This is a genomic window from Staphylococcus debuckii, assembly GCF_003718735.1.
In the GTDB taxonomy this organism is placed as follows: domain Bacteria; phylum Bacillota; class Bacilli; order Staphylococcales; family Staphylococcaceae; genus Staphylococcus; species Staphylococcus debuckii.
On the sequence record NZ_CP033460.1, the window covers coordinates 1,861,856 to 1,881,502 of the forward strand.

Consider the following 19,647-nt stretch of genomic DNA (forward strand, 5'->3'; position numbering starts at 1 on the left):
TCACGAAGAGAATTGGCTTTAAAAAGAAGAAGAGAGCAGAACAAAATAATGTCCTACTCCCACTCATATTCTAATTCAATAATTCATTTAATTTATCTTTAATACTTTGCAACTTACTGTCGATATCATTTAATAAGCCGTCAACTTTAGATTGGTTATCGCCGTTTTGTTGCGCTTGATTGGCTTGTTTCAACTTATCCACTGCATTTTGGTATTGATCCGTCAATTTGTTATCGCCATTATTCGTTGCTTTGTCTTTTAATTGATTGACTTCATTTTGAGCAGAATCAATTGCATTTTGACTGTTTTGACCGTTTTGGATATTATTTTTTGCATTTTCAATTTTTTCTTTAATGACTGTTTCTTTTTCTTTAATTATTTCTTTGTAATTATTCGTTACTTTTGGTTGACTTTGTTCTTTAGATTGATCATTTGATTGTTGTGTCTGCTCTGATTGCTGATTTTGATTTGCAGTTTGGTCATCATTTTTCGGCTGCATCATATTCTTTACGATAAAGATAGCTACTACAATTAATAAAATCACTACTATCGCAGCCAACCATTTTTTACCTTTGTTGCTTTTGCGATTTTCCTCTTCTAACATTCGTTCTCTGCGATAATCGCGCTCGTTATAATAACGGCCATCTTCATCTGAGCGACGACGGTATTCATCTTCTCTCAAATCTTCAGGACGTCTGTGATAATCTTCATCTCGATAATCATCTTGACGTCTACGATAATCATCATCACGGCGGTGTTCTCTGCCCTCGTCATAGTCACGATTATTACGGTCGGATCTTCTCATGTGTAATCACCTTGTTTCCATTTTTTATTTAGTAAAGTAATTGTTAGTTATTACATTAATTATACCATTTCTGAAAAAAATAAACCTCGTAAAAAAGTCTGATGTGTCCTTAATCAACTGCATTGTCATGCAACTTAATTTGTAGGATAATTAAAAAATAACTTTCGTGAAATGAGGAAATCCAATTGCGTTCTAATCAATCTAAACCGTTTACATATTATTTGAAGTATGTGATAACTTGTCTTCTCGTCTTTATTATCATTTATTTTCTTTATATTAATTATGGCACAAACTTATTTCAATTAGACGTGCCCAAAAATTCTTCCATGTATTACCTTATCCATTTAGATTGGAAAGGTTATGCTAATGCTTATGTTGCAACTTTAACTACTATTATCATTCCATTATTGTTGATAGGCTTGGTTTTATTTTTAATATCAAGACTTATGAAAGGAAGAATTAAAAAAATCCTTTTGAAAATTTTACCAATTGTAATCTTTTCAGCCTTATTTGCGTTGATTTTCATCCCACTGTTATTTGTATTGAACGTAACGCATTTTTCATTTATCGCAACTTTCTTATCTTTTTTAGCTTTGTCTAAACCAGCAATGGTAAAAATTTATCACTTCAGCCAAAGAAGCGTGAGTGAGATCAATCAACCCATTTCAATAGAAGAACTTAAAGAAAAAGAAGCAAACAATCAAAAATAAAGTAATAAACCACAGTAGCGCCATCTTTCAAACTACTGTGGTTTTCTTGTTTAAAGTACTTGTTTTAATTTTGAGACAGCTTGATAAATTTCAACTAACTCCTCATAACTGAATTGTTCTTTATATCTTTGATAGACACTATCATAATATCGCTCTATTTCATTTTTATAAAGCTGGCCTTTTTCACTAAGTTTTATGCCGTATGAACGCTTATCTTCTTCATGTCTATATCGTTTTATAAATCCTTTAGACTCAAGCTTTACTAACTGTTGACTGATCGCACTTTTAGATATATTCATTATTTTAGCAATTTCACTAGGTTTATATTCAGGATTTTGAATGATTAAAGTTAAAATAACGTATTGTTGATTATTCAAATCAAAATTTTGATATTTCCTCTCTTCTTTTTCGAAATGAATATATAAATCTTCGCCTATTTTATTGATTGCTTTGGTCAGCTCTTTGAAGCTCAATGACTCTTTTAAATCTTGATTATTCGTTATACTCGTCTTTTCCATTCGCTTTTTCACTTCCTTTTTTCTTAAACCAATTTTTAGGATTCAATTTACTTTTATATTTATTCACGGCTTCTTTTCCTAATAATATTATAGCAAGTAACATAGATGATTCCGCAACAATAATTGTTCCACCTATAATCATCCCTTTTACCTTCAAATCAATTGGTAAAAATGTTGTTAAACCTGCTACCGCATATAATGCAAAACAAGCAATTACAGCACCAATTCCTACTTTAAACTTCTTACTTTTATTACCTTTATGCTTAACTTCTGTAAAATTTTCAGACAATTTAGTCACCTCGTTTAGTTTAGTTAACTAAACTAAATTATATAAGAATCCTTGCTGCTTGTAAAATATTAGGCGCAATAATTTTCTGATTAAAAATGAGCAAATATTTTAAAATTCCTAATAGACACAACCTTATTTGTTCGAATTTTCTATTATTTATTTTTCTTTAGTAATTATGGAGATAAATTTCTTTTACAAAAGGAGTGGTTATTAATAAAAGCAGTTACTTCTCAAGGTCATAAAAATATGGAAGTTCGCAAATTCGAAGATCCTAAGATAGAAACATCAACTGATTAGATAGCTAATGTCGGTTCAGAAAAAAGGAAGTTTGGACAAGATAATGTCCAAGCTTCTTCTTTAGTGTGGGCAGAGTTATTTGATTGTTAGGAAGTGTGCGATTTGTAATATGAGGTGCGAGTTGCGTGGCGAATACGTTCGATGGATAGATATATTGGCCAAGAATTAGGTCAACGTGTCCAATAAATGAATATATTGGACAAGATTACGATCAACGTGTCCAATATCCTGATAATCTAGACACTTCTTTAAATCTTGTGTCCAGATTACACCCTTTTCTAGACACTTCTCCAATTCTTGTGTCTAGATTACGACCTATTCCAATTCCTTCACACTTAATAAACGTCAACATCAGCCGAAAACGTGAACTCACTCTATCACTGCATATCCACCATAAATCTCTACAACAATAATGTTTTAATATCCAATTCAAAAAGCACCCTTGCTCTCATGTTACAAACATTGAAAGCAAAGGTGCTTAAATTTAGCGGAAGGTGAGGGATTCGAACCCTCGAGACGCTTGTGGCGCCTACACACTTTCCAGGCGTGCTCCTTCGGCCAGCTCGGACAACCTTCCATACACAATATATGTAATTAAATAAAAAATCAGAAACGATACTTCGTTTCTGATTGAATGACTCCTACGGGACTCGAACCCGTGTTACCGCCGTGAAAGGGCGGTGTCTTAACCGCTTGACCAAGGAGCCGTGGCTCCACAGGTAGGACTCGAACCTACGACTGATCGGTTAACAGCCGATAGCTCTACCACTGAGCTACTGTGGAATAATCAAATAATGGAGCGGGTGATGGGAATCGAACCCACAACATCAGCTTGGAAGGCTGAGGTTTTGCCATTAAACTACACCCGCATTAACGATTATGGGGCGGTTGATGGGAATCGAACCCACGAATGTCGGAACCACAATCCGATGTGTTAACCACTTCACCACAACCGCCAGACAAAGTTTAAAAGAATGGTTCAGGACAGAGTCGAACTGCCGACACATGGAGCTTCAATCCATTGCTCTACCAACTGAGCTACTGAACCGTATTATTAAAATGGCGGTCTCGACGGGAATCGAACCCGCGATCTCCTGCGTGACAGGCAGGCGTGTTAACCGCTACACTACGAGACCTAAGAAAAATATGTATTGCGGGAGGCGGATTTGAACCACCGACCTTCGGGTTATGAGCCCGACGAGCTACCGAACTGCTCCATCCCGCGATAATAATATTAGTAAATTTGACTACCTATTTAATATATCATACATTGTTAAGTAATGTCAAATCTTTTTAACAAAATGTGAACTTTGTTTCGTTGGTTTGAAACTTGTTAATCTCTTTTTTCAAGACAATAACTAGTATATTAACTTTCCCTTCTTGCGTCAAGCACATTCTAAAAGAAATTAGTGTAATAAATATATAATTACTATAAATCTTTATTTTTAGTGAGCAAATGACAATAAATTAAGCCGTTTTTCGTCTGTAATTCATTTAAAAAACATTATCATTTTAATTTTACATCAACAATTTACTTACTAAATTAAAGAAAGGGATTGAAACATCGTCAATAATGTTCCCTTCCCTTACGAATTAATATGATTCATTTTTTATTTTGAAATTGTAGCTAACCATGCAAATTTATTTTTTTGTACCATATCTAAATTGAGATTTAAATCTTTTACTATAGCTTTCAAATCCTCAATGTACGTATAATATTCTGTTTGTAAATCCTCAGTTAAATTGAAGTATTCTTTGTTGTTATAATAATTAATTAAATCTTGCTTATATTTCTCACTTTCAAACATTGTATCTAGAATTAACAACTTTCCATCTGCTGTTAAAGCATTCATCATATTTTGGATTGCTCCTGCCTTTTCTTCAGGTTTCACATGATGAAATGCGAATGAAGTTACAATATAGTTAAACGATTCATCAAATGGTATGTCGAAGAAATGACCATACTGCACATTTAAATGCTTAGTTTCATTGGCAACTGCGCGCATATCCTCAGACGGATCAATCGCTGATACCTCATTGCCTTTATCTTTCAGCATCAAAGTCAGATTTCCAGTACCTGCCCCGATTTCAAGTACTTTGCCTTCTGCTGTGCTTGCCAATTCATTCAACATTTCTGAATAATTGATAAAAACATCTCTGTATTCTTCGTTCTCTCCACTTACAGTAGCATCATATTCTGGTGCCCACTTCTTAAATATATCCATAAATTCCATTTCCCGATAACACCTCAATTCCGAGTATTTCGATATATATTATATATCATTAGTATTTCGAAAACAAAGTAAATTACTTACAATATAAAAGTTTTAATACTCTGAATTTAAATGCAATTCAGTTATTTTATTGCGAACATAAGTATACCAAACTATAAATAAACACCCCTAAAGTTGAATTTTCCAGGTTCAACATTAGGGGGTGCAGTACACAGTCACTTATTATTTAGTTGGTTCTTCTGTCCCTACAATAAATCCTTGCTTTTCTAAATCTTCAACTGCATTTTCAAGAATTTTTTCAGTATCAGCAGAAAGTGTATGCAGATGAATTCCATCTGTCAACTGCGCTAACATCGTTCCTTTAAATTTCGTCATTTCTTCAATAAATACTTGGATATCTTCATGTGTTTCTATCATGAGTTCAGCCCGGATGTTGCCGTATACTGGATGCTCCACTGATACGTCATCAATCATAGCGCCGTTTTCAACTATCAAAGAAAGTTCCGCTTCCATCTCATCAAAATCATGTTGACACATCACTAATCGTTTATGTGTCTTCCCTTGTGGTTCAATATTTAAAAAGTATCCTTTACTCGTTGACTTAATTGCATAATCTCTCGTTTTCAAGTGTGAAATATCTTTCACGATAATTTGACGAGAGACTCCGAATCGTTGACTCAATTCGGACCCTTTAATCGGTTCATTTGTCATTTTAAGCAGTTCAACAATTTCTGCTCTTCTTTCATCAGCTTGGCTCATCCAAGGCCACCCCTTTTAGTATAGTCTCTATTTGTTCAAAGCACTGATCTATTTCATTAATCTGTGTATTTTTTGAAAATGAAATTCTGATATATTGATCTGCTTCTTGTTGTTCATCATTTATTTTATGCATTAATCCATCACTTAGCAATAAACCATGACCGCATGCCGTGCCAGTTGAAATACAAATATTACGGCTTGATAGTGTCTGCATAATGTATTGACCTTCAAAATGCGGCGTTAATAATCCAATTATATGAGGTGCATGGTGATTATATTTTAGAACTGTAAAATTTGCATCTTCTGCACGTGTTAATGCATGTTGATAATTTTTTTCTATATGCGCAATGTCCGCATCTAAAGAGAGTGCCTTCGTCATCGCTAATATACTAGGTACATCTAATGTCCCGTTTCTAGTACCTTCTTCATGAAAGTAATGTATATTTGTCGGTCTCAAAGATTTATGATCAATCAATAAAGCACCGCTTCCCTTTGTCCCATTAAATTTATGTCCTGAGAAAGCATAAGAAGTAAAATCATCAATATGCATATCTGCTATCTTATGCACAGCTTGAACACCGTCTACATGCACTGGAATATTCTGTTCCGCTCCCATAGCTGCTATTTCATGCACGGGTAAGATATATCCGGTTTCCGAACTCACATGCTGCGCGATTAATAGCACAGTTTCATCTGTAATCAATTCAGCTAAACCTGTTAAATCAATCTCTCCATTTTGATCTATAGGCATCTCTATGATTTCAAACTGCTTAGAAAAGGGTTCTAGCGCCGCAGCTATTGATGGATGCTCATACGGAGATACAATCACTCTGCCTTCAGGTGCTTGTTGCAGATAAGTAGTGATTGCAATTTGATTGGCATGAGAACCGCTCGTTGTAAAGAGCACTTCTTTTTTAGTCTTAAATTTTTCCTGTATGAACTTTCTGCTTGAATCCAGAGCCTCTCGCACCATTTCGCCACCTGCATGCAAACTCTCACTATTAAAAAATAGAGCTTTCTGTGCTTCTTGATAAATCTCTAACACTTCTTCTGCTGGTTTGGTTGTCGATGCATTATCTAAATAAATCATATCGCTTCCCCCACTTGCATTTATCTTAATTATATGACAAAATCATTGCATACATACATGTTAACATAATTGTATATACTAATGTAAATAGAGGTGTAAACATGAGACGGGTAATTATTGTTGGAAGTGGAATCGCCGCCCTTTCATTCATCCGTCATTTAAATCATGATATTGAAGTCGTTTGCATAACTAAAGATCAACTTACTGAGAATAATAGTAACTTTGCGCAAGGCGGTATCTGTTTTTCTAAAAATGAAAGCGATGACGGCTTAGCTCATAGTATTGATACATTTAAAGCTGGCGCTGAGATGGGTGATTTTGAAGTGATTCAAGAAGTCATTACTAAAAGTTACCCTTTTATTCAGGAGTTAATTGATGAAGGTTTATCTTTTGATAAAAACTCCAAATCAGGAGAACTCGATTATGCAATGGAAGGCGCACATTGTAAGCCTAGAATTTTGCATGCTGGCGGAGACCAGACAGGTAAATTCATTGCTCAGCATATGGTCGCACATTTAGACCATCCAAACTTATCTATTATTGAAGAAACAGAAGTCATCGATTTATTAACTAACACAGCAGAGGAAATTTGCGGTGTTTTAACTTTAGATTGTAATAATAATTTAGAAAGTATAGAAGCAGATGCTGTGGTTTTAGCGACTGGCGGAATTAATAATGTGTTTACAACTAATTCCAATATTCCCCTCTCCTTAGCATCAGGCCCTATCTTGGCACTACATCACGAGTTGACACTAGAAAGTATGGAAATGATTCAATTCCACCCTACATTGCTCGGCAAACCTAAAGCAGCATTCAGTTTAGTTTCTGAAGCCGTTCGAGGTGCAGGCGCAATACTAGTAAATGAAACTGGCGAACAATTTATGGATGAATTGCATCCTCTGAAAAGTTTAGCTCCTCGCGATATTACAAGCAGAGCTTTATATCATCAACAACAAAAGGGTCATGAATGTTACTTAAATATCAAAGCAATCCCTCATTTCCCTGAACGTTTCCCTACTATTTATGCAGCGGTACAAAAGCATTATCCAGGCGCAATGTTGCAGCAGCTTATACCTGTAACACCTGGTGCGCATTATACGGTTGGAGGCATTCAAACTAAAGTTGATGGGTCAACCGCTCATGAAAATGTTTATGCTATCGGAGAAGCAGCTTGTACCAACTTTCATGGTGCAAATCGCTTAGCAAGCAACTCCTTGCTCGAAGGACTCGTAATGGGCGCTTTAGCAGCCGATAAAGTCAATCAAACTATCCGACCTATCGACCCGATACATTTCCAACACAGTATTCAAATACCTGCAATTAGCGAAGCGGATGCTCAAACCTTGCAAAATCAAAGCTTTGACGTCTTAGGAGTCGAAAGAAATGCAGCTCAGATGAAAACATACTTGGAAAAAATTCAAGAAGTTCTGACGGATGCACCTATTACAGAAAACATTACTAAATCAGCTTGGCAGCGTTACTGTACGGTTAAAATGCTGCAATTGATTTGTACATCAGCGCTTGAACGCAACGAATCTAGAGGCGTTCATTATAGAACGGATTACCCAGCTCAAAATAACAATTGGCAAAAGCAAGTTGTAGAACTTAAATCAGGAGGCAAGGAAAATGTTAAATCCATTACTCGTACGCGAGAAAATCACTCAATTCTACATTGAGGATAACCAATACGGGGACTTAGCAACACACATCTTTGATCAGACACAAATAGGTACGCTCACTTTAAAGTCCAAAGATACAGGAATTTTTTGCGGTGAGTCTATCATTAATGAATCTTTTAAATTATTAGATGCAACGGTTGAAATTTCATTAAAAGTAAAAGATGGAGATAATATCCATCCTGAAGATATTATTGCTCAAATCAAAGGTCCGGTCTATGTCCTATTAACAATGGAGCGTATTGTATTGAACTTGATTCAGCGTATGTCAGGTATTGCTACTAAAACAAGACGCATCGCCGATAAAATTGCACATACTTCTACGCGTCTTGTAGATACGCGCAAGACTACTCCTGGACTTGGTATCTTTGAAAAATTTGCTGTTACTGTTGGCGGCGGATTTAATCATCGTCGTTCGCTCAATGACGGTTTAATGTTAAAAGATAATCATATCGCCTTTAGTAAATCGATGGAAGCAGCCATTGAAAATGCCAAAAAAGTTGTAGGACCGATGGATAAAATAGAAGTTGAAATTGAAAATGAAGACATGTTGCAAACTGCCATTTCGAATAATGTAGATATTATTATGTTCGACAATCAAAAACCTGAATGGATTGCTGAACATATCAGTCTAGTCCCTGATGCAATTCAAACAGAAGCATCTGGAAACATCAATGAATCGAACGTTGTTGAATATGCTGAGACAGGTGTCGACTATATCTCAATGGGTTCCCTATTCTATGCGCAAAACGCGCTCGATATTTCTGCAAAGGTTGTGATTTAAATGTTTAACCCTATGTTGTCTGTATCAAAATCTATTCCTGAAAAATATTTACAAATGTCACAAGAAGAATTAGAAAATCATATTCAAAATATTAAAGATGAGCTCGGCGACCGTTTATTTATGCCGACGCATCATTATCAAAAAGATGAAGTCGTACAATTTGCTGATATTACTGGAGACTCTTTAGAATTAGCAAGAATCTGTAAAGAAAATACAGCTGCTGAATACTTTGTCTTCAACGGTGTGCATTTTATGGCTGAAACAGCCGATATCTTAACAAGCGATTCACAAGATATCTATCTTCCAGACTTATCAGCAGGTTGCTCTATGGCAGATATGGCAAATATCACACAAGCTTTACATGGTTATGATGTCTTAACTGAACAGTTCAATTTAGATATCTTGCCATTGACTTATGTGAACTCTACAGCAGCAATCAAGAAATTTGTCGGTGAACATGGCGGTTCTTGTGTTACCAGTGGAAATGCAAAATCTGTAGTAGATTGGGCTTTGAAGCAAGGTAAAGTCATTCTCTTCTTGCCTGACCAACATTTAGGAAGAAACACTGCATATGATTTAGGCATTCCGCTAGAACAAATGGCTGTATGGGATCCGATTGCAAAAGAACTTGTTTATGAAGGTAATTTAGATGACTTACGTATCGTTTTATGGAAAGGTCATTGCTCAGTACATGAAAAATTCCATAAAGCACATATTGATTTAGCACGTGAACGTGACCCTGAAATTAATGTCATCGTTCATCCAGAATGTGAATTCGAGGTCGTTCAAGCTGCGGATTATGCAGGTTCTACACGTTATATCATTGAAACAATTAAAAATGCACCTAAAGGGTCACGTTGGTTAGTCGGCACAGAAATGAACTTAGTCAGTCGTTTAAAAGAAACCTACCAAGATATTACTATCGATTCACTTAATCCTTTGATGTGTTCTTGTTTGACAATGAATCGAATCGACTTGCCTCACCTAGCTTGGTGTCTAGATAAAATTTTAGATGGCAATAAAGATAATATTATTAAAGTTGATGCAGAAACAGCTAAATATGCAAAAGAAAGTTTAGATCGCATGTTAAGCATCACATAAAAATTCAGGGTTGGGACCTTACTAGAATAGAGGTCCCAATCTTTTTTGTTTGAATTATGTATAACGAACAATTTTGTAGTGATGGTTGGTGTGAAGGTGATAGACTGGGCCAAGTGTATAGGCATGAGTAGAGGGCTTCGACACTTTCGCCCCTATCTGTATAGGCAGCCATCCTGAGCCTCGACAGTTTCGCCTTAAACTCATCGCATGAAAAGAAGCTGGACAGTAATAACATTATTTAAAGTTATTACTGTCCCACTTCCCTATCTATCTCGATATTCTTTTCATCATATTATTTTTGAGTGCTAAAAATGTATCATAGCCATCATCGGTAGTAAAATGTCCACCATTCTTGATGACACGACTTTTTCCTCCGAGTTTTTCAATCAAATCTTCAGTATCTTTATATGGAACATAAGGGTCATCCGTTGAACATAAACCGTAGAAGTAATCAATTCTCTCTTTCAAACTTTCATAATCCAATGTCACATCATTTGCTTGAAGACTCTGATTCACATCTTTGGCTTCTGGACCAAACCCTGCAATGCTGAAAAAGCCTTCTATGCGTTTTTCAGTATGGACATCAAGATATTTCAAGCCTGCTAAAGTTCCAAATCCGTGGGTAACAAAGTACGTATCATGCTTTTCAATATCAATTTGTTCATTGAGTTGGTCTAACCACTCACCCATATTGACAGGAGTTGAATGTTTGATATTACAAATATTCATATCGTAGCCTTCTAATTTTAAGGATTGTTCTAACCATTCATACCAATTAGAATGCGCATTCGCACCTTGGGCATGAATCAAAATAATTTTAGTCATAGTGCTCACCTCTCACTCAATAGGAAAAGACCTGAATCCTCAGGTTCATCTTGTTGTATCTCTACAATGAACCTGTTATCAGGTCATTTTTGGTTGTCTATTTTTACTACAAGATACTATTCTCAAACAAGATTGAATTTCTAATAGCAATAGATTAAGCTCATAACTTTCAAAGGTCAATACAATTTTCAGAACATTCACAAATTGTATTTATTTTACTTAATCGTTTGAGCCAACTCTTCTACTGCATCTTTTCCTTGTTGAATACAATCCGGTAATCCAACTGCTTCAAAGCCTGCTCCTGTAATGCGTAAATGCGGATACGTTTGACGTATATGGTCTTGGATTTGACGAATATGGTCTATATGCCCTACATGATATTGCGGCATGCTTTTAGGCAAACGATTCACAATCGTAAACTCAGGATTGCCTTTAATAGTCATCATTTGACTTAAATCTTTTCTCACTGTAGAAACAATTTCTTCATCCGTCATTTCTTCTAAGATATGGTCTCCTGGTTTACCTACATACGCTCTGAGCAGTACTTTGCCTTCAGGGGTAGTAAACGGCCATTTCTTACTTGTCCAAGTACAAGCAGTAATACGTGTATCCGAGGTTCTGGCTATTACGAATCCAGTCCCATCATAAGTATTTTCAACATCTTTTTCATCAAAAGCCAATACTACTGTGGCAACTGAAGTACTGTCCATCGTTTTGAAGTAATCTAGTGCTGGATCTTCACTGAACCATTGCATAAAAGTTTGATGCGGGACAGTCACTAATACGCCATCATAGGAATGTTTTTCACCATTATAAACAATATCATAGCCGCGTTGAGAACCGATAATGTCTTCTACTTTAGTGTTGAATTTAATTTCAGTTCCTTGCTCAGATACAGCTTTTTCTAATGCTTCAATGAATGACGTCAAACCGTGTCTGAACTGTTTGAATTGGCCTTTCGGTGCACCAGGATATAATTTCTTCTGATTCTGTCTGAGTTGTTTCTCATAGCGCATTCCCTTAATCAAACTGCCGTATTGTTCTTCACGTTCTTTAAAGTTTGGAAATGTACTCATTAAACTCAAATCATCAATGTTTGTGCCATAAATACCGCCCATCAGAGGTTCAATTAGGTTTTCAAGCACTTCGTCACCTAATCGTTCTCTGAAAAAGTCACCGACAGAGATATCCCCTTTCGGCATCTCAACCGGTTTCTTAACAAGATCCATAGCTGCTCGGATTTTGCCTTTAACAGAAATCAATTTGGTACTGATAAATGGTTTAACATCAGTAGGAATCCCCATGATAGAACCGCCTGGAATTGGATACAAACGATTGTTGGCATAGATATAAGATTGTCCTGTTTGATTGGTAATTAAATCGTCACCTAACCCAATGGCTTCAGCTAGTTCGGTCATAATCTTTTTTCTGCCTAGATACGATTCTGGACCTAATTCGATAGTATATCCATCTTTACGATAAGTTTGTATTTTTCCGCCGGCACGATTCGTTGCTTCTAGCACGTCTACAGTGTACTGGGGATATTCTTTTTTAAATAGTATGCTGCTGACAAGCCTGTGATGCCTGCCCCAATAATTGCAACTCGCTTAGTCATGCTTATCCTCTTCTTTCACTGAAAAAACTGAATAGACTTCGTCTGCCATAGCGCCGATAAATAGATCATCAGTATTTGGCATAGGCGGGCGGTGATATACTGCGCCGATTTCATCACACACTACTTTACATTCATAATCGTTATCGTAAAGCACTTCTAAATGGTTGCATACAAAGCCCACTGGTGTATAGATGAAATGTTTGTAGCCATGTTCTTTATATAATTCGCGTGTTAAATCTTGAACATCAGGTCCCAACCAAGGCGTACCTGTGTTTCCTTCTGACTGCCAACCTTGTGCAGTATGTTCTATATTTGATAACTCAGATAACAAGTTTTTAGTATCTGTGAGTTGATCAGGATATGGGTCATGTGATTCCATAATCATTTTTTCAGGCAAACTGTGAGCTGAAACAACCAGAACCGTATCATCATGTTCTTCTTCTGGTATCTCAGTTAAGGTTTGATTAATTTGTTTCACCCAATATTGTATAAATTTCGGTTGTTGGTAAAAGCTTTTTACATGTGTCAGCTGAATACCGTATTTTTCCGCTTCTTCATTAGCTCTTTTATCGTAAGAACCTACTGAAAAATTAGAGAAGTGCGGAGCAAGCACAATGGTAACAGCTTCTTTAATGCCGTCTGCGTTTATTTGTTTCAATGCATCTTCGATATAAGGATGAATATGTTTTAATCCGATATACAGTTTAAATTCTATATCTTGATCTTTATACATGACATTCAATTTATCTCTCAAAGCTTCTGCTTGAGCATCTGTAATTTTAGCTAAAGGAGAGATGCCCCCTATAAATTTGTAGCGGTCTTTTAAATCTTGTACTTCTTCAGGTGAAGGTTTTTTGCCGTGACGTATATCTGTATAGTACGCCTCTATATCACTTTCTTTATATGGCGTTCCATAAGCCATCACTAATAGACCAACTGTTTTAGTCATTTTAAACCCTTCCTTTACCATTCATTTTTCTTACTTTCTTTGTGTATAATCATGAACGTAAGCAGTCACTTTTTTCAAAGTAGCTGGATCTACTTCAGGAAATACACCATGTCCTAAATTAAAAATATGTTTCCCGTGCTGCATACCTTCATCTAATATTTTATCTAATCGTGGTTGTATAACATCCCAAGGTGCTAATAATAAAGAAGGATCTAAGTTGCCTTGTATTGTCTTAGATACGCCTGAATCTGAAGTTTCTTTGATAGTAGTGCGCCAATCAATCCCTAAGACATCAATCGGCAATTTATTCCACTCTTCAATAAGATGAGTTGCATTCACTCCAAATAAAATAATCGGCACATCGTGTTGTGCTTTAATGCCTTTAATCAAACGTTCCATTGATGGTTTAATATAATAATTGAAATCTGTGGCGTTTAATGCACCAATCCATGAATCAAAGATTTGAATGAGTTCAGCACCCGCTTCTATTTGTGCACTTGCATATGCAATCGACATCTCTACTAAATGATCCATTAAAGCAAACCAAGTTGCTTCGTCTCTATACATCATTGCTTTAGTAAAGTGATAATTTTTAGAAGGCCCGCCTTCAATCATATAGCTGGCTAAAGTAAACGGTGCGCCGACAAAACCTATTAATGGTACATTTAATTTTTCTTCTGTTAACAGCTTGATTGTATCTAATACATAAGGAACGTCACGTTTGGGATCAATCTGTCCCAACTTTTCAACGTCTTGAACTGTTTTAATGGTATTACTGATAACAGGGCCGATTCCAGATTTAATTTCGACATCTACTCCAATAGGTTGAAGCGGTGTCATAATATCTTTATAAAGTATCGCTGCATCAGTTTGATAATTATCAACAGGCAAATGTGTAACATAGGCACATAATTCAGGTTGATGTGTAATTTCAAATAACGAGTATTTTTCTTTTAAGGCGCGGTATTCCGGCTGAGATCTGCCGGCTTGACGCATGAACCACACGGGTGTGTGCGCTACCTCTTCTCCCTTAATCATTTTTAAAATTGTATTATTTTTACTATGCACCTCAGTATCCTCCCACAATAAAATCATTCTAATCTATCATAGCATATCACTAGAATATACGTATTTTAAACCTTTTAAATGTCATAAAAATGACATACTGAAAGTTCATCTCGTTTCATTTTAAATCATACATTCTTCATTATGACATAATTAAGCTTTACTCTCATTCTACATACTCATGAAATCTGCAGTTTATATTCAAGAAATGAATTTGTTTTTATTCCATCATTCTGTGGTATTAAGATATAATATACATACTAGCAAATATGTATGCGCTAGCATTTAAGACGTGTTCGTCGTATAATTAAGAGAAAAGGGGAAATTTACCATGAAATTTTATGCATCTTATGGTACTTTCGGATACCTTAATCAAATCAGACTCAACCACCCAGACCACCATTTATATCTATATTCAGCAAAAGACACATCGTTAATTTTCGAAGAAACGGATATGCCAAGCGCTTTGAAAGAACCGCTCACATATGAAATCCTTTCAAGCGTTAATGATTTAGAAGAAGATGGCTTCTTTGCTGTAATATTTATTCCTACTGCAGAGAATCATGCTTATCAATTAGAAAAACGTTTGCAAAGTTTATCTTTAAACTTTGACAAATTTCCAGGTTTCAAATGCTATCGTTTCTTAAAACCGGATAAAGGTACAACTTATAAAATTTATTTCGGTTTTTCAGAGCGCCTAGCATATGAAGACTTTAAAGAATCATCAGTTTATCAAGAGAATTTCTCTAAAGCAGCTCTATCTCAATTCTTCGGTTCAAGTGGACAACATTCAAGTTACTTTGAACGTTACCTCTATCCCGTTGATGACCAATAATAATAATTGAAATTCTAAAAAAACGCCAATTAACTTGTTAAAGTTAATTTGGCGTTTTTTTTAATCGCGTAATAGTGTTTCTTGATATTTTAACTTCTTAATAATGTTTCGGATAGTAAGCCATCCTACTATAAAGAAGATAATCCCTGCATATAATTGTGCGGGGAATAAAATCATATAAGTGACAGCTAATATGATTCCAATAGCGAACATAATATGGTATAAGAATTGTCCATATCCTTTGATAACATTTTCTTCTGGCACCGGCCAAACTTGCGGCCATAAGCCATAAGCTTGTTGGGTATAGAATTGTGCGGTTTGCAGCAAGATGATGTACATGAATAACCCGCCTACAATGAGCGAAATCCATACTTGCGACAACCAAACCATTAATATGACCGCAATCACTACTAATCTCAAGATAATATTAAAGGCATCTTTTCCACGCAAGAAACTGCGTTTAAAAAGAAACAAATACATATGTTCAGAGTTGTAATGCTTAGCATTCGGTCTCGGTAAGATAAAGTCTAAATAGCGACGGCGTACTGCTTGTGAACGTAAATGTTTCACATCTGTAAACATATTGACGAACTTATAATAGTTCATGTGATGCTGCTCTTCAATTGAGATGAGCTTTTCCCATGCAAAGAGTTTCTGATGGTTTGCCTTTTTCAAAACTAAAGCGCCTGCCGCAAAAATAACCAGTAGTAATACCCCTGCTATTTGATGTAAGCCCAAAATCAATTCATAAGTTGCTACAAAAATAATCCATTCTAATAACAGAATAATCCAACCAGGCAGTTTTGCTTGTATCCATTCAAGCTTTGCATATAATCCAAGATATGGATAAATTAAAGCTGCAATAGCGAAAATTATAAAATAAAGAATATTGCTAGAATCTAATTTGCTAAATAAAGGAAATAAAATAATTAACGCCGCAACTTGGATAAGGATTCTCCCTAAGTAGCTATAGATTAAACTATAGCGCATATAAATACTCATATGTCGTTCGAATGGCAATAAGAAGAGTCGGTCCGCTTCTTTCAGCAACGTACGTAGTGGAAATAGAGATGTCGCAGCCACTGCCATACTGGCCAATAACGCGTAAGGAATGCCGCTCGGGATATGTTTGAGCCAATTACCATAACCCATGATAAAAGCGCCAAGTAATATTAATAGGAATATTGAAAAATGCCCATTAAAAATAAATTTGTTATAATACGATTTTTCTTTGCTGATTGCTTGGCGTCTTTGATTAAATAATGCAATCGCACGATGATCTGTCATACTTTTTGACCACCTCGTGTCACATGGATGTAGATATCATCTAAAGTTTGGCCATGCAACCCAGTTTGTTCGCGCAGCTCATCAAGATTTCCAAAGGCTACAATCTTTCCTTCATCTAAAATAATGAAACGATCACAATAGCGTTCTGCTGTTGCTAAGATGTGCGTACTCATCAAAACTGTTCTGCCCTCATTCTTCTTGTCTACCATTAAATCCAACATAGATTGAATACCCAGCGGATCTAAACCGAGAAACGGTTCATCAATAATATATAATTCAGGATTGACAATAAAGGCACAAATAATCATGACTTTTTGTTTCATTCCTTTAGAAAAATGGCTCGGGAAAACCTTCAGTTCATTTTCTAAGCGAAATGTTTTGAGAAGCGGATTCGCCCGTTCCATCGCTGTATCTTTATCAATTCCATAAGCCATTGCCGTCATATCAATATGCTCTTGCAAGGTTAATTCCTCATAAATAACGGGTGCCTCTGGAATATAAGATAATTTATGTCGATATGCTTCTATATTATCTTTAATATTCGTACCTGAAATAGAAAGCTCTCCAGAACTTGGTGTTAATAAACCAAGCATATGTTTGATTGTGGTACTTTTACCAGCACCATTCAAACCAATCAAGCCAACTATTTCTCCATTCTTCAATTCGAAGTTAATATCTTTAATTACAGGCTTTTTACCATAGCCGCCTGTCAGGTGTTCTACTTTTACAGTCATATCTAAACCTCCAACTGTGTTTTATTGTACCAAAAAGTCTTTGAAAAAACCCAAAGTTTTACCCCTCTGCATGACGGTTGTTCCTATTGAATGCTATAATTAAAACTAAGTATAAAAATTAAGGAGTGAATTGTGATGTCAAAAACAATTTTCAGCAAAATCATTGATGGCGAAATTCCAAGTTTCAAAGTTTATGAAGATGAGTACGTTTATGCCTTTCTAGATATTTCACAAGTTACTAAGGGCCACACTTTGCTTGTTCCTAAAAAACCATCACCTAATATTTTTGAAACTGATCCAGAAACAATGAAACACATTGGCGCAGCCTTACCTAAAGTTGCGAATGCAATTAAAAAAGCTTTCAACCCGGATGGTTTAAACATTATTCAAAATAATGGCGAATATGCAGATCAGTCTGTCTTCCACTTACATTTCCACTTCTTACCTCGATACAAAGACGACATCGATGGGTTTGGATATAAATGGATTACACATGAAGAAGAAATTGATGATGATCAAAAAGCTGAAATTGCTCAACAGATTCAAGCTCAATTTGAATGATTGTGCTAAAAAAGGGTATCATCATACTATATCAATTTTGAACATTAAACTATTTATACGAGGAGAATAACATATGAAAGTACTACGTGTATTAGCCGGATTAGCTGCGGGAACTGCTGCTGGACTTGCTGTCACTGCTTTTAATAAAAATGAGTCTAAAGTGAATCAAACTGAATTCGACAACAGTACCCGTGAATTAAAGCAGTCTACTAATAATATTTCGAATTACGTGAATCAAATTAAAGTCGAAACAAAGCAAGTTAAAACGATTGTAGACGAAGTTAAGACTTTAATCAGCGACTTTATGAAAGATATTAAACCGAATATTAATCATATTCAAGAAAATATTGAAGACTTGCAAAAACGCGGAGAAGTGATTACTGAAGTAATGCAAGAACCTACTAAGAGTCCAGCTAAAAGAAATATTACACCTTATACACCTAAAACGACAGCTATAGGTTATGGCAAACAAGAAACAATCCATCACCAACAGACATCTCAAGCAGCAGAAGAAGCGGAACAACCGCAAACAGATAAAGCTGAAACTAAATAGATATTCCTCATTCGGTCAAGCTGCTATTGCTTTGACCGAATTTTTTTAGCTTTTCTGAATCTACGCTCCCTTCCCTTTTTCTGGACGATTTGTCACCTTTTCATCCTTTTACATATTTTTATAAATTTAAGGCTTGACTCTTTACATATAAAGATAGATAATACGTAGGTATGTTATAAGAACGGTAAATAAAACCCTTTTTATATGACTATTGTGAGGAGGTATCGTTATGTTTTTATGTGCTCGCCGAATTGACATTAAAACAAGATTCGGATTACCGCGTATTATTTTTATGGCGATAGTGACAACGATTATTACATTTTTAATTAGTTACGAAATTATGATTTACTTTTCGGATAAACAAATTACTGATCGATACTTTTTCGTATTTTTATTAGTAGCCGTCTTGCTTTATCCAATTCATAAATTAATACATTTAATTATCTTAGCACCTTATTATAAACATTTCAGAAAAGAACGTTTATCTAAACATGCTTGGATTCCAATATATAATTTGTATGTGAATAACCCGATTAATAAGTATTATTTCTGTATATGCTTACTAACACCGCTTATTATCATTACAGCAGCTTGTATTTATTTAGGACAAGCCTTTCCGGAATATGGTCATTATTTCATGTTCTTGCTTGCTTTGAATGCTGGTTTCTCAGTAATGGATATTATGTATTTAAAACTGATTTTGTTTTCTAATGAAGGCAGATATATTGAAGAACATTGTACTGGCTTTAATATTTTGAATAAATATGAGGATACTACAGGCAGACATTTTAATTAATAATAGCCGAGGGGACTGGAACATTTTGTAGATGTTTCAGTCCCTTTTTTTTGGAAAATCAAGCAAAGTTTCGAGGTAATTTTCATGCTCTCCCCTTTCTAAATCTTTCTTTTCCTGTAGTACTTTGGTTGTAGTGGGTATGAGATTGATTTGTATAAGCTGGA

At 35.5% G+C, this 19,647-nt stretch carries 19 protein-coding genes, 8 tRNA genes and 1 pseudogene; 8 read left to right on the forward strand and 20 right to left on the reverse strand.

Annotated features, from left to right (window positions below):
- Window positions 1–70: 70 nt before the first annotated feature.
- Complete coding sequence (locus tag CNQ82_RS08765; protein ID WP_123144974.1) at window positions 71–805, reverse strand: hypothetical protein; 735 nt, start codon at window positions 803–805, stop codon at window positions 71–73.
- 326 nt (window positions 806–1,131) lie between these two features.
- Between CNQ82_RS08765 and CNQ82_RS08770 the strand changes: the two genes are divergently transcribed.
- Entirely contained in the window at window positions 1,132–1,515 is a 384-nt protein-coding gene (locus CNQ82_RS08770) for a hypothetical protein (protein WP_240624879.1), read from the forward strand.
- Between the two features lie 50 nt (window positions 1,516–1,565).
- Here CNQ82_RS08770 and CNQ82_RS08775 read toward each other — a convergent pair whose 3' ends face one another.
- The 13 genes from CNQ82_RS08775 to CNQ82_RS08835 all read right to left on the reverse strand — a co-directional run bounded on the left by CNQ82_RS08775 (window position 1,566) and on the right by CNQ82_RS08835 (window position 6,702).
- Entirely contained in the window at window positions 1,566–2,033 is a 468-nt protein-coding gene (locus CNQ82_RS08775) for a MarR family transcriptional regulator (protein ID WP_123144976.1), read from the reverse strand.
- Window positions 2,008–2,322 carry a transporter suffix domain-containing protein gene (locus CNQ82_RS08780; RefSeq protein WP_164711959.1) on the reverse strand — a complete coding sequence of 105 codons (315 nt, stop codon included), beginning with the start codon at window positions 2,320–2,322 and terminating at the stop codon, window positions 2,008–2,010. Before CNQ82_RS08780 ends, CNQ82_RS08775 begins: the two co-directional genes overlap by 26 nt.
- Before the next feature lie 785 nt (window positions 2,323–3,107).
- Window positions 3,108–3,196 (reverse strand) — tRNA-Ser (locus CNQ82_RS08785).
- Window positions 3,197–3,254: 58 nt separating this feature from the next.
- Window positions 3,255–3,326: transfer RNA gene (locus tag CNQ82_RS08790), tRNA-Glu, on the reverse strand.
- A 1-nt stretch (window position 3,327) separates the two neighbouring features.
- Window positions 3,328–3,402: transfer RNA gene (locus CNQ82_RS08795), tRNA-Asn, on the reverse strand.
- Between the two features lie 12 nt (window positions 3,403–3,414).
- Window positions 3,415–3,488, reverse strand: a tRNA-Gly gene (locus CNQ82_RS08800).
- A gap of 11 nt (window positions 3,489–3,499) precedes the next feature.
- Window positions 3,500–3,575, reverse strand: a tRNA-His gene (locus CNQ82_RS08805).
- Between the two features lie 19 nt (window positions 3,576–3,594).
- Window positions 3,595–3,667, reverse strand: a tRNA-Phe gene (locus CNQ82_RS08810).
- A 12-nt stretch (window positions 3,668–3,679) separates the two neighbouring features.
- Window positions 3,680–3,755 (reverse strand) — tRNA-Asp (locus tag CNQ82_RS08815).
- A gap of 15 nt (window positions 3,756–3,770) precedes the next feature.
- Window positions 3,771–3,844: transfer RNA gene (locus CNQ82_RS08820), tRNA-Met, on the reverse strand.
- A gap of 385 nt (window positions 3,845–4,229) precedes the next feature.
- On the reverse strand, window positions 4,230–4,853 hold the full coding sequence (locus CNQ82_RS08825) for a class I SAM-dependent methyltransferase (RefSeq protein ID WP_123144978.1): 624 nt from the start codon (window positions 4,851–4,853) through the stop codon (window positions 4,230–4,232).
- 222 nt (window positions 4,854–5,075) lie between these two features.
- Window positions 5,076–5,612, reverse strand: a complete 537-nt coding sequence (locus CNQ82_RS08830) for a transcription repressor NadR (RefSeq protein ID WP_123144979.1) — start codon at window positions 5,610–5,612, stop codon at window positions 5,076–5,078.
- Entirely contained in the window at window positions 5,599–6,702 is a 1,104-nt protein-coding gene (locus CNQ82_RS08835; RefSeq protein WP_123144980.1) for a cysteine desulfurase family protein, read from the reverse strand. Before CNQ82_RS08835 ends, CNQ82_RS08830 begins: the two co-directional genes overlap by 14 nt.
- 101 nt (window positions 6,703–6,803) lie before the next feature.
- Here CNQ82_RS08835 and CNQ82_RS08840 point away from each other — a divergent pair, with 101 nt between their 5' ends.
- Genes CNQ82_RS08840 through nadA form a run of 3 tightly spaced genes read left to right on the forward strand, consistent with a single transcriptional unit; the run spans window position 6,804 to window position 10,263 of the window.
- Window positions 6,804–8,378: an L-aspartate oxidase gene (locus CNQ82_RS08840; protein ID WP_123144981.1), complete on the forward strand. Its 1,575-nt coding sequence runs from the start codon at window positions 6,804–6,806 to the stop codon at window positions 8,376–8,378.
- Complete coding sequence (gene nadC, locus CNQ82_RS08845) at window positions 8,329–9,162, forward strand: carboxylating nicotinate-nucleotide diphosphorylase (RefSeq protein ID WP_123144982.1); 834 nt, start codon at window positions 8,329–8,331, stop codon at window positions 9,160–9,162. Before CNQ82_RS08840 ends, nadC begins: the two co-directional genes overlap by 50 nt.
- The gene (gene nadA, locus CNQ82_RS08850; RefSeq protein WP_123144983.1) at window positions 9,163–10,263 is read left to right on the forward strand and encodes a quinolinate synthase NadA; all 1,101 of its coding nucleotides are present in this window, start codon (window positions 9,163–9,165) and stop codon (window positions 10,261–10,263) included.
- 267 nt (window positions 10,264–10,530) lie between these two features.
- Here the strand turns inward: nadA and CNQ82_RS08855 are convergent, their stop codons facing one another.
- From CNQ82_RS08855 to hemE, 4 genes and pseudogenes are all read right to left on the reverse strand, one after another.
- Window positions 10,531–11,088, reverse strand: a complete 558-nt coding sequence (locus CNQ82_RS08855) for an RBBP9/YdeN family alpha/beta hydrolase (protein ID WP_123144984.1) — start codon at window positions 11,086–11,088, stop codon at window positions 10,531–10,533.
- Window positions 11,089–11,303: 215 nt separating this feature from the next.
- A pseudogene (hemY, locus tag CNQ82_RS08860) lies at window positions 11,304–12,703 on the reverse strand (protoporphyrinogen oxidase).
- Window positions 12,696–13,652 (reverse strand): ferrochelatase, encoded by a 957-nt coding sequence (gene hemH / locus CNQ82_RS08865; RefSeq protein WP_123144985.1) that lies wholly within the window; start codon window positions 13,650–13,652, stop codon window positions 12,696–12,698. The pseudogene hemY and the gene hemH overlap by 8 nt, the downstream one beginning before the upstream one ends.
- 30 nt (window positions 13,653–13,682) lie before the next feature.
- Window positions 13,683–14,747: a uroporphyrinogen decarboxylase gene (gene hemE, locus CNQ82_RS08870; RefSeq protein WP_123144986.1), complete on the reverse strand. Its 1,065-nt coding sequence runs from the start codon at window positions 14,745–14,747 to the stop codon at window positions 13,683–13,685.
- Window positions 14,748–15,048: 301 nt separating this feature from the next.
- Here hemE and CNQ82_RS08875 point away from each other — a divergent pair, with 301 nt between their 5' ends.
- The gene (locus CNQ82_RS08875) at window positions 15,049–15,552 is read left to right on the forward strand and encodes a signal transduction protein TRAP (protein ID WP_123144987.1); all 504 of its coding nucleotides are present in this window, start codon (window positions 15,049–15,051) and stop codon (window positions 15,550–15,552) included.
- A 60-nt stretch (window positions 15,553–15,612) separates the two neighbouring features.
- Here the strand turns inward: CNQ82_RS08875 and ecsB are convergent, their stop codons facing one another.
- The gene (gene ecsB, locus CNQ82_RS08880) at window positions 15,613–16,839 is read right to left on the reverse strand and encodes an ABC transporter permease EcsB (RefSeq protein ID WP_123144988.1); all 1,227 of its coding nucleotides are present in this window, start codon (window positions 16,837–16,839) and stop codon (window positions 15,613–15,615) included.
- Window positions 16,836–17,573 carry an ABC transporter ATP-binding protein EcsA gene (ecsA, locus tag CNQ82_RS08885; RefSeq protein WP_095104606.1) on the reverse strand — a complete coding sequence of 246 codons (738 nt, stop codon included), beginning with the start codon at window positions 17,571–17,573 and terminating at the stop codon, window positions 16,836–16,838. The genes ecsB and ecsA overlap by 4 nt, the downstream gene beginning before the upstream one ends.
- Before the next feature lie 135 nt (window positions 17,574–17,708).
- On the opposite strand from ecsA, the gene CNQ82_RS08890 reads away from it, so the two are divergent.
- The 3 genes from CNQ82_RS08890 (at window position 17,709) to CNQ82_RS08900 (ending at window position 19,483) form a co-directional block, all read left to right on the forward strand.
- Window positions 17,709–18,134, forward strand: a complete 426-nt coding sequence (locus CNQ82_RS08890) for an HIT family protein (RefSeq protein WP_123144989.1) — start codon at window positions 17,709–17,711, stop codon at window positions 18,132–18,134.
- A 73-nt stretch (window positions 18,135–18,207) separates the two neighbouring features.
- Window positions 18,208–18,687 (forward strand): hypothetical protein, encoded by a 480-nt coding sequence (locus tag CNQ82_RS08895; protein ID WP_123144990.1) that lies wholly within the window; start codon window positions 18,208–18,210, stop codon window positions 18,685–18,687.
- Window positions 18,688–18,916: 229 nt separating this feature from the next.
- A complete protein-coding gene (locus CNQ82_RS08900; RefSeq protein ID WP_123144991.1) occupies window positions 18,917–19,483 on the forward strand; it encodes a DUF3267 domain-containing protein in 567 nt (188 codons plus the stop codon).
- Window positions 19,484–19,647 lie beyond the last annotated feature (164 nt).

Bases quoted from the DNA above. Each gene is read 5' to 3' on its own strand.
- CNQ82_RS08765 (WP_123144974.1), bottom strand. From the start codon at position 805: ATGAGAAGATCCGACCGTAATAATCGTGACTATGACGAGGGCAGAGAA.
- CNQ82_RS08770 (WP_240624879.1), top strand. From the start codon at position 1,132: ATGTATTACCTTATCCATTTAGATTGGAAAGGTTATGCTAATGCTTAT.
- CNQ82_RS08775 (WP_123144976.1), bottom strand. From the start codon at position 2,033: ATGGAAAAGACGAGTATAACGAATAATCAAGATTTAAAAGAGTCATTG.
- CNQ82_RS08825 (WP_123144978.1), bottom strand. From the start codon at position 4,853: ATGGAATTTATGGATATATTTAAGAAGTGGGCACCAGAATATGATGCT.
- CNQ82_RS08830 (WP_123144979.1), bottom strand. From the start codon at position 5,612: ATGAGCCAAGCTGATGAAAGAAGAGCAGAAATTGTTGAACTGCTTAAA.
- CNQ82_RS08835 (WP_123144980.1), bottom strand. From the start codon at position 6,702: ATGATTTATTTAGATAATGCATCGACAACCAAACCAGCAGAAGAAGTG.
- CNQ82_RS08840 (WP_123144981.1), top strand. From the start codon at position 6,804: ATGAGACGGGTAATTATTGTTGGAAGTGGAATCGCCGCCCTTTCATTC.
- nadC (WP_123144982.1), top strand. From the start codon at position 8,329: ATGTTAAATCCATTACTCGTACGCGAGAAAATCACTCAATTCTACATT.
- nadA (WP_123144983.1), top strand. From the start codon at position 9,163: ATGTTTAACCCTATGTTGTCTGTATCAAAATCTATTCCTGAAAAATAT.
- CNQ82_RS08855 (WP_123144984.1), bottom strand. From the start codon at position 11,088: ATGACTAAAATTATTTTGATTCATGCCCAAGGTGCGAATGCGCATTCT.
- hemH (WP_123144985.1), bottom strand. From the start codon at position 13,652: ATGACTAAAACAGTTGGTCTATTAGTGATGGCTTATGGAACGCCATAT.
- hemE (WP_123144986.1), bottom strand. From the start codon at position 14,747: ATGATTTTATTGTGGGAGGATACTGAGGTGCATAGTAAAAATAATACA.
- CNQ82_RS08875 (WP_123144987.1), top strand. From the start codon at position 15,049: ATGAAATTTTATGCATCTTATGGTACTTTCGGATACCTTAATCAAATC.
- ecsB (WP_123144988.1), bottom strand. From the start codon at position 16,839: ATGACAGATCATCGTGCGATTGCATTATTTAATCAAAGACGCCAAGCA.
- ecsA (WP_095104606.1), bottom strand. From the start codon at position 17,573: ATGACTGTAAAAGTAGAACACCTGACAGGCGGCTATGGTAAAAAGCCT.
- CNQ82_RS08890 (WP_123144989.1), top strand. From the start codon at position 17,709: ATGTCAAAAACAATTTTCAGCAAAATCATTGATGGCGAAATTCCAAGT.
- CNQ82_RS08895 (WP_123144990.1), top strand. From the start codon at position 18,208: ATGAAAGTACTACGTGTATTAGCCGGATTAGCTGCGGGAACTGCTGCT.
- CNQ82_RS08900 (WP_123144991.1), top strand. From the start codon at position 18,917: ATGTTTTTATGTGCTCGCCGAATTGACATTAAAACAAGATTCGGATTA.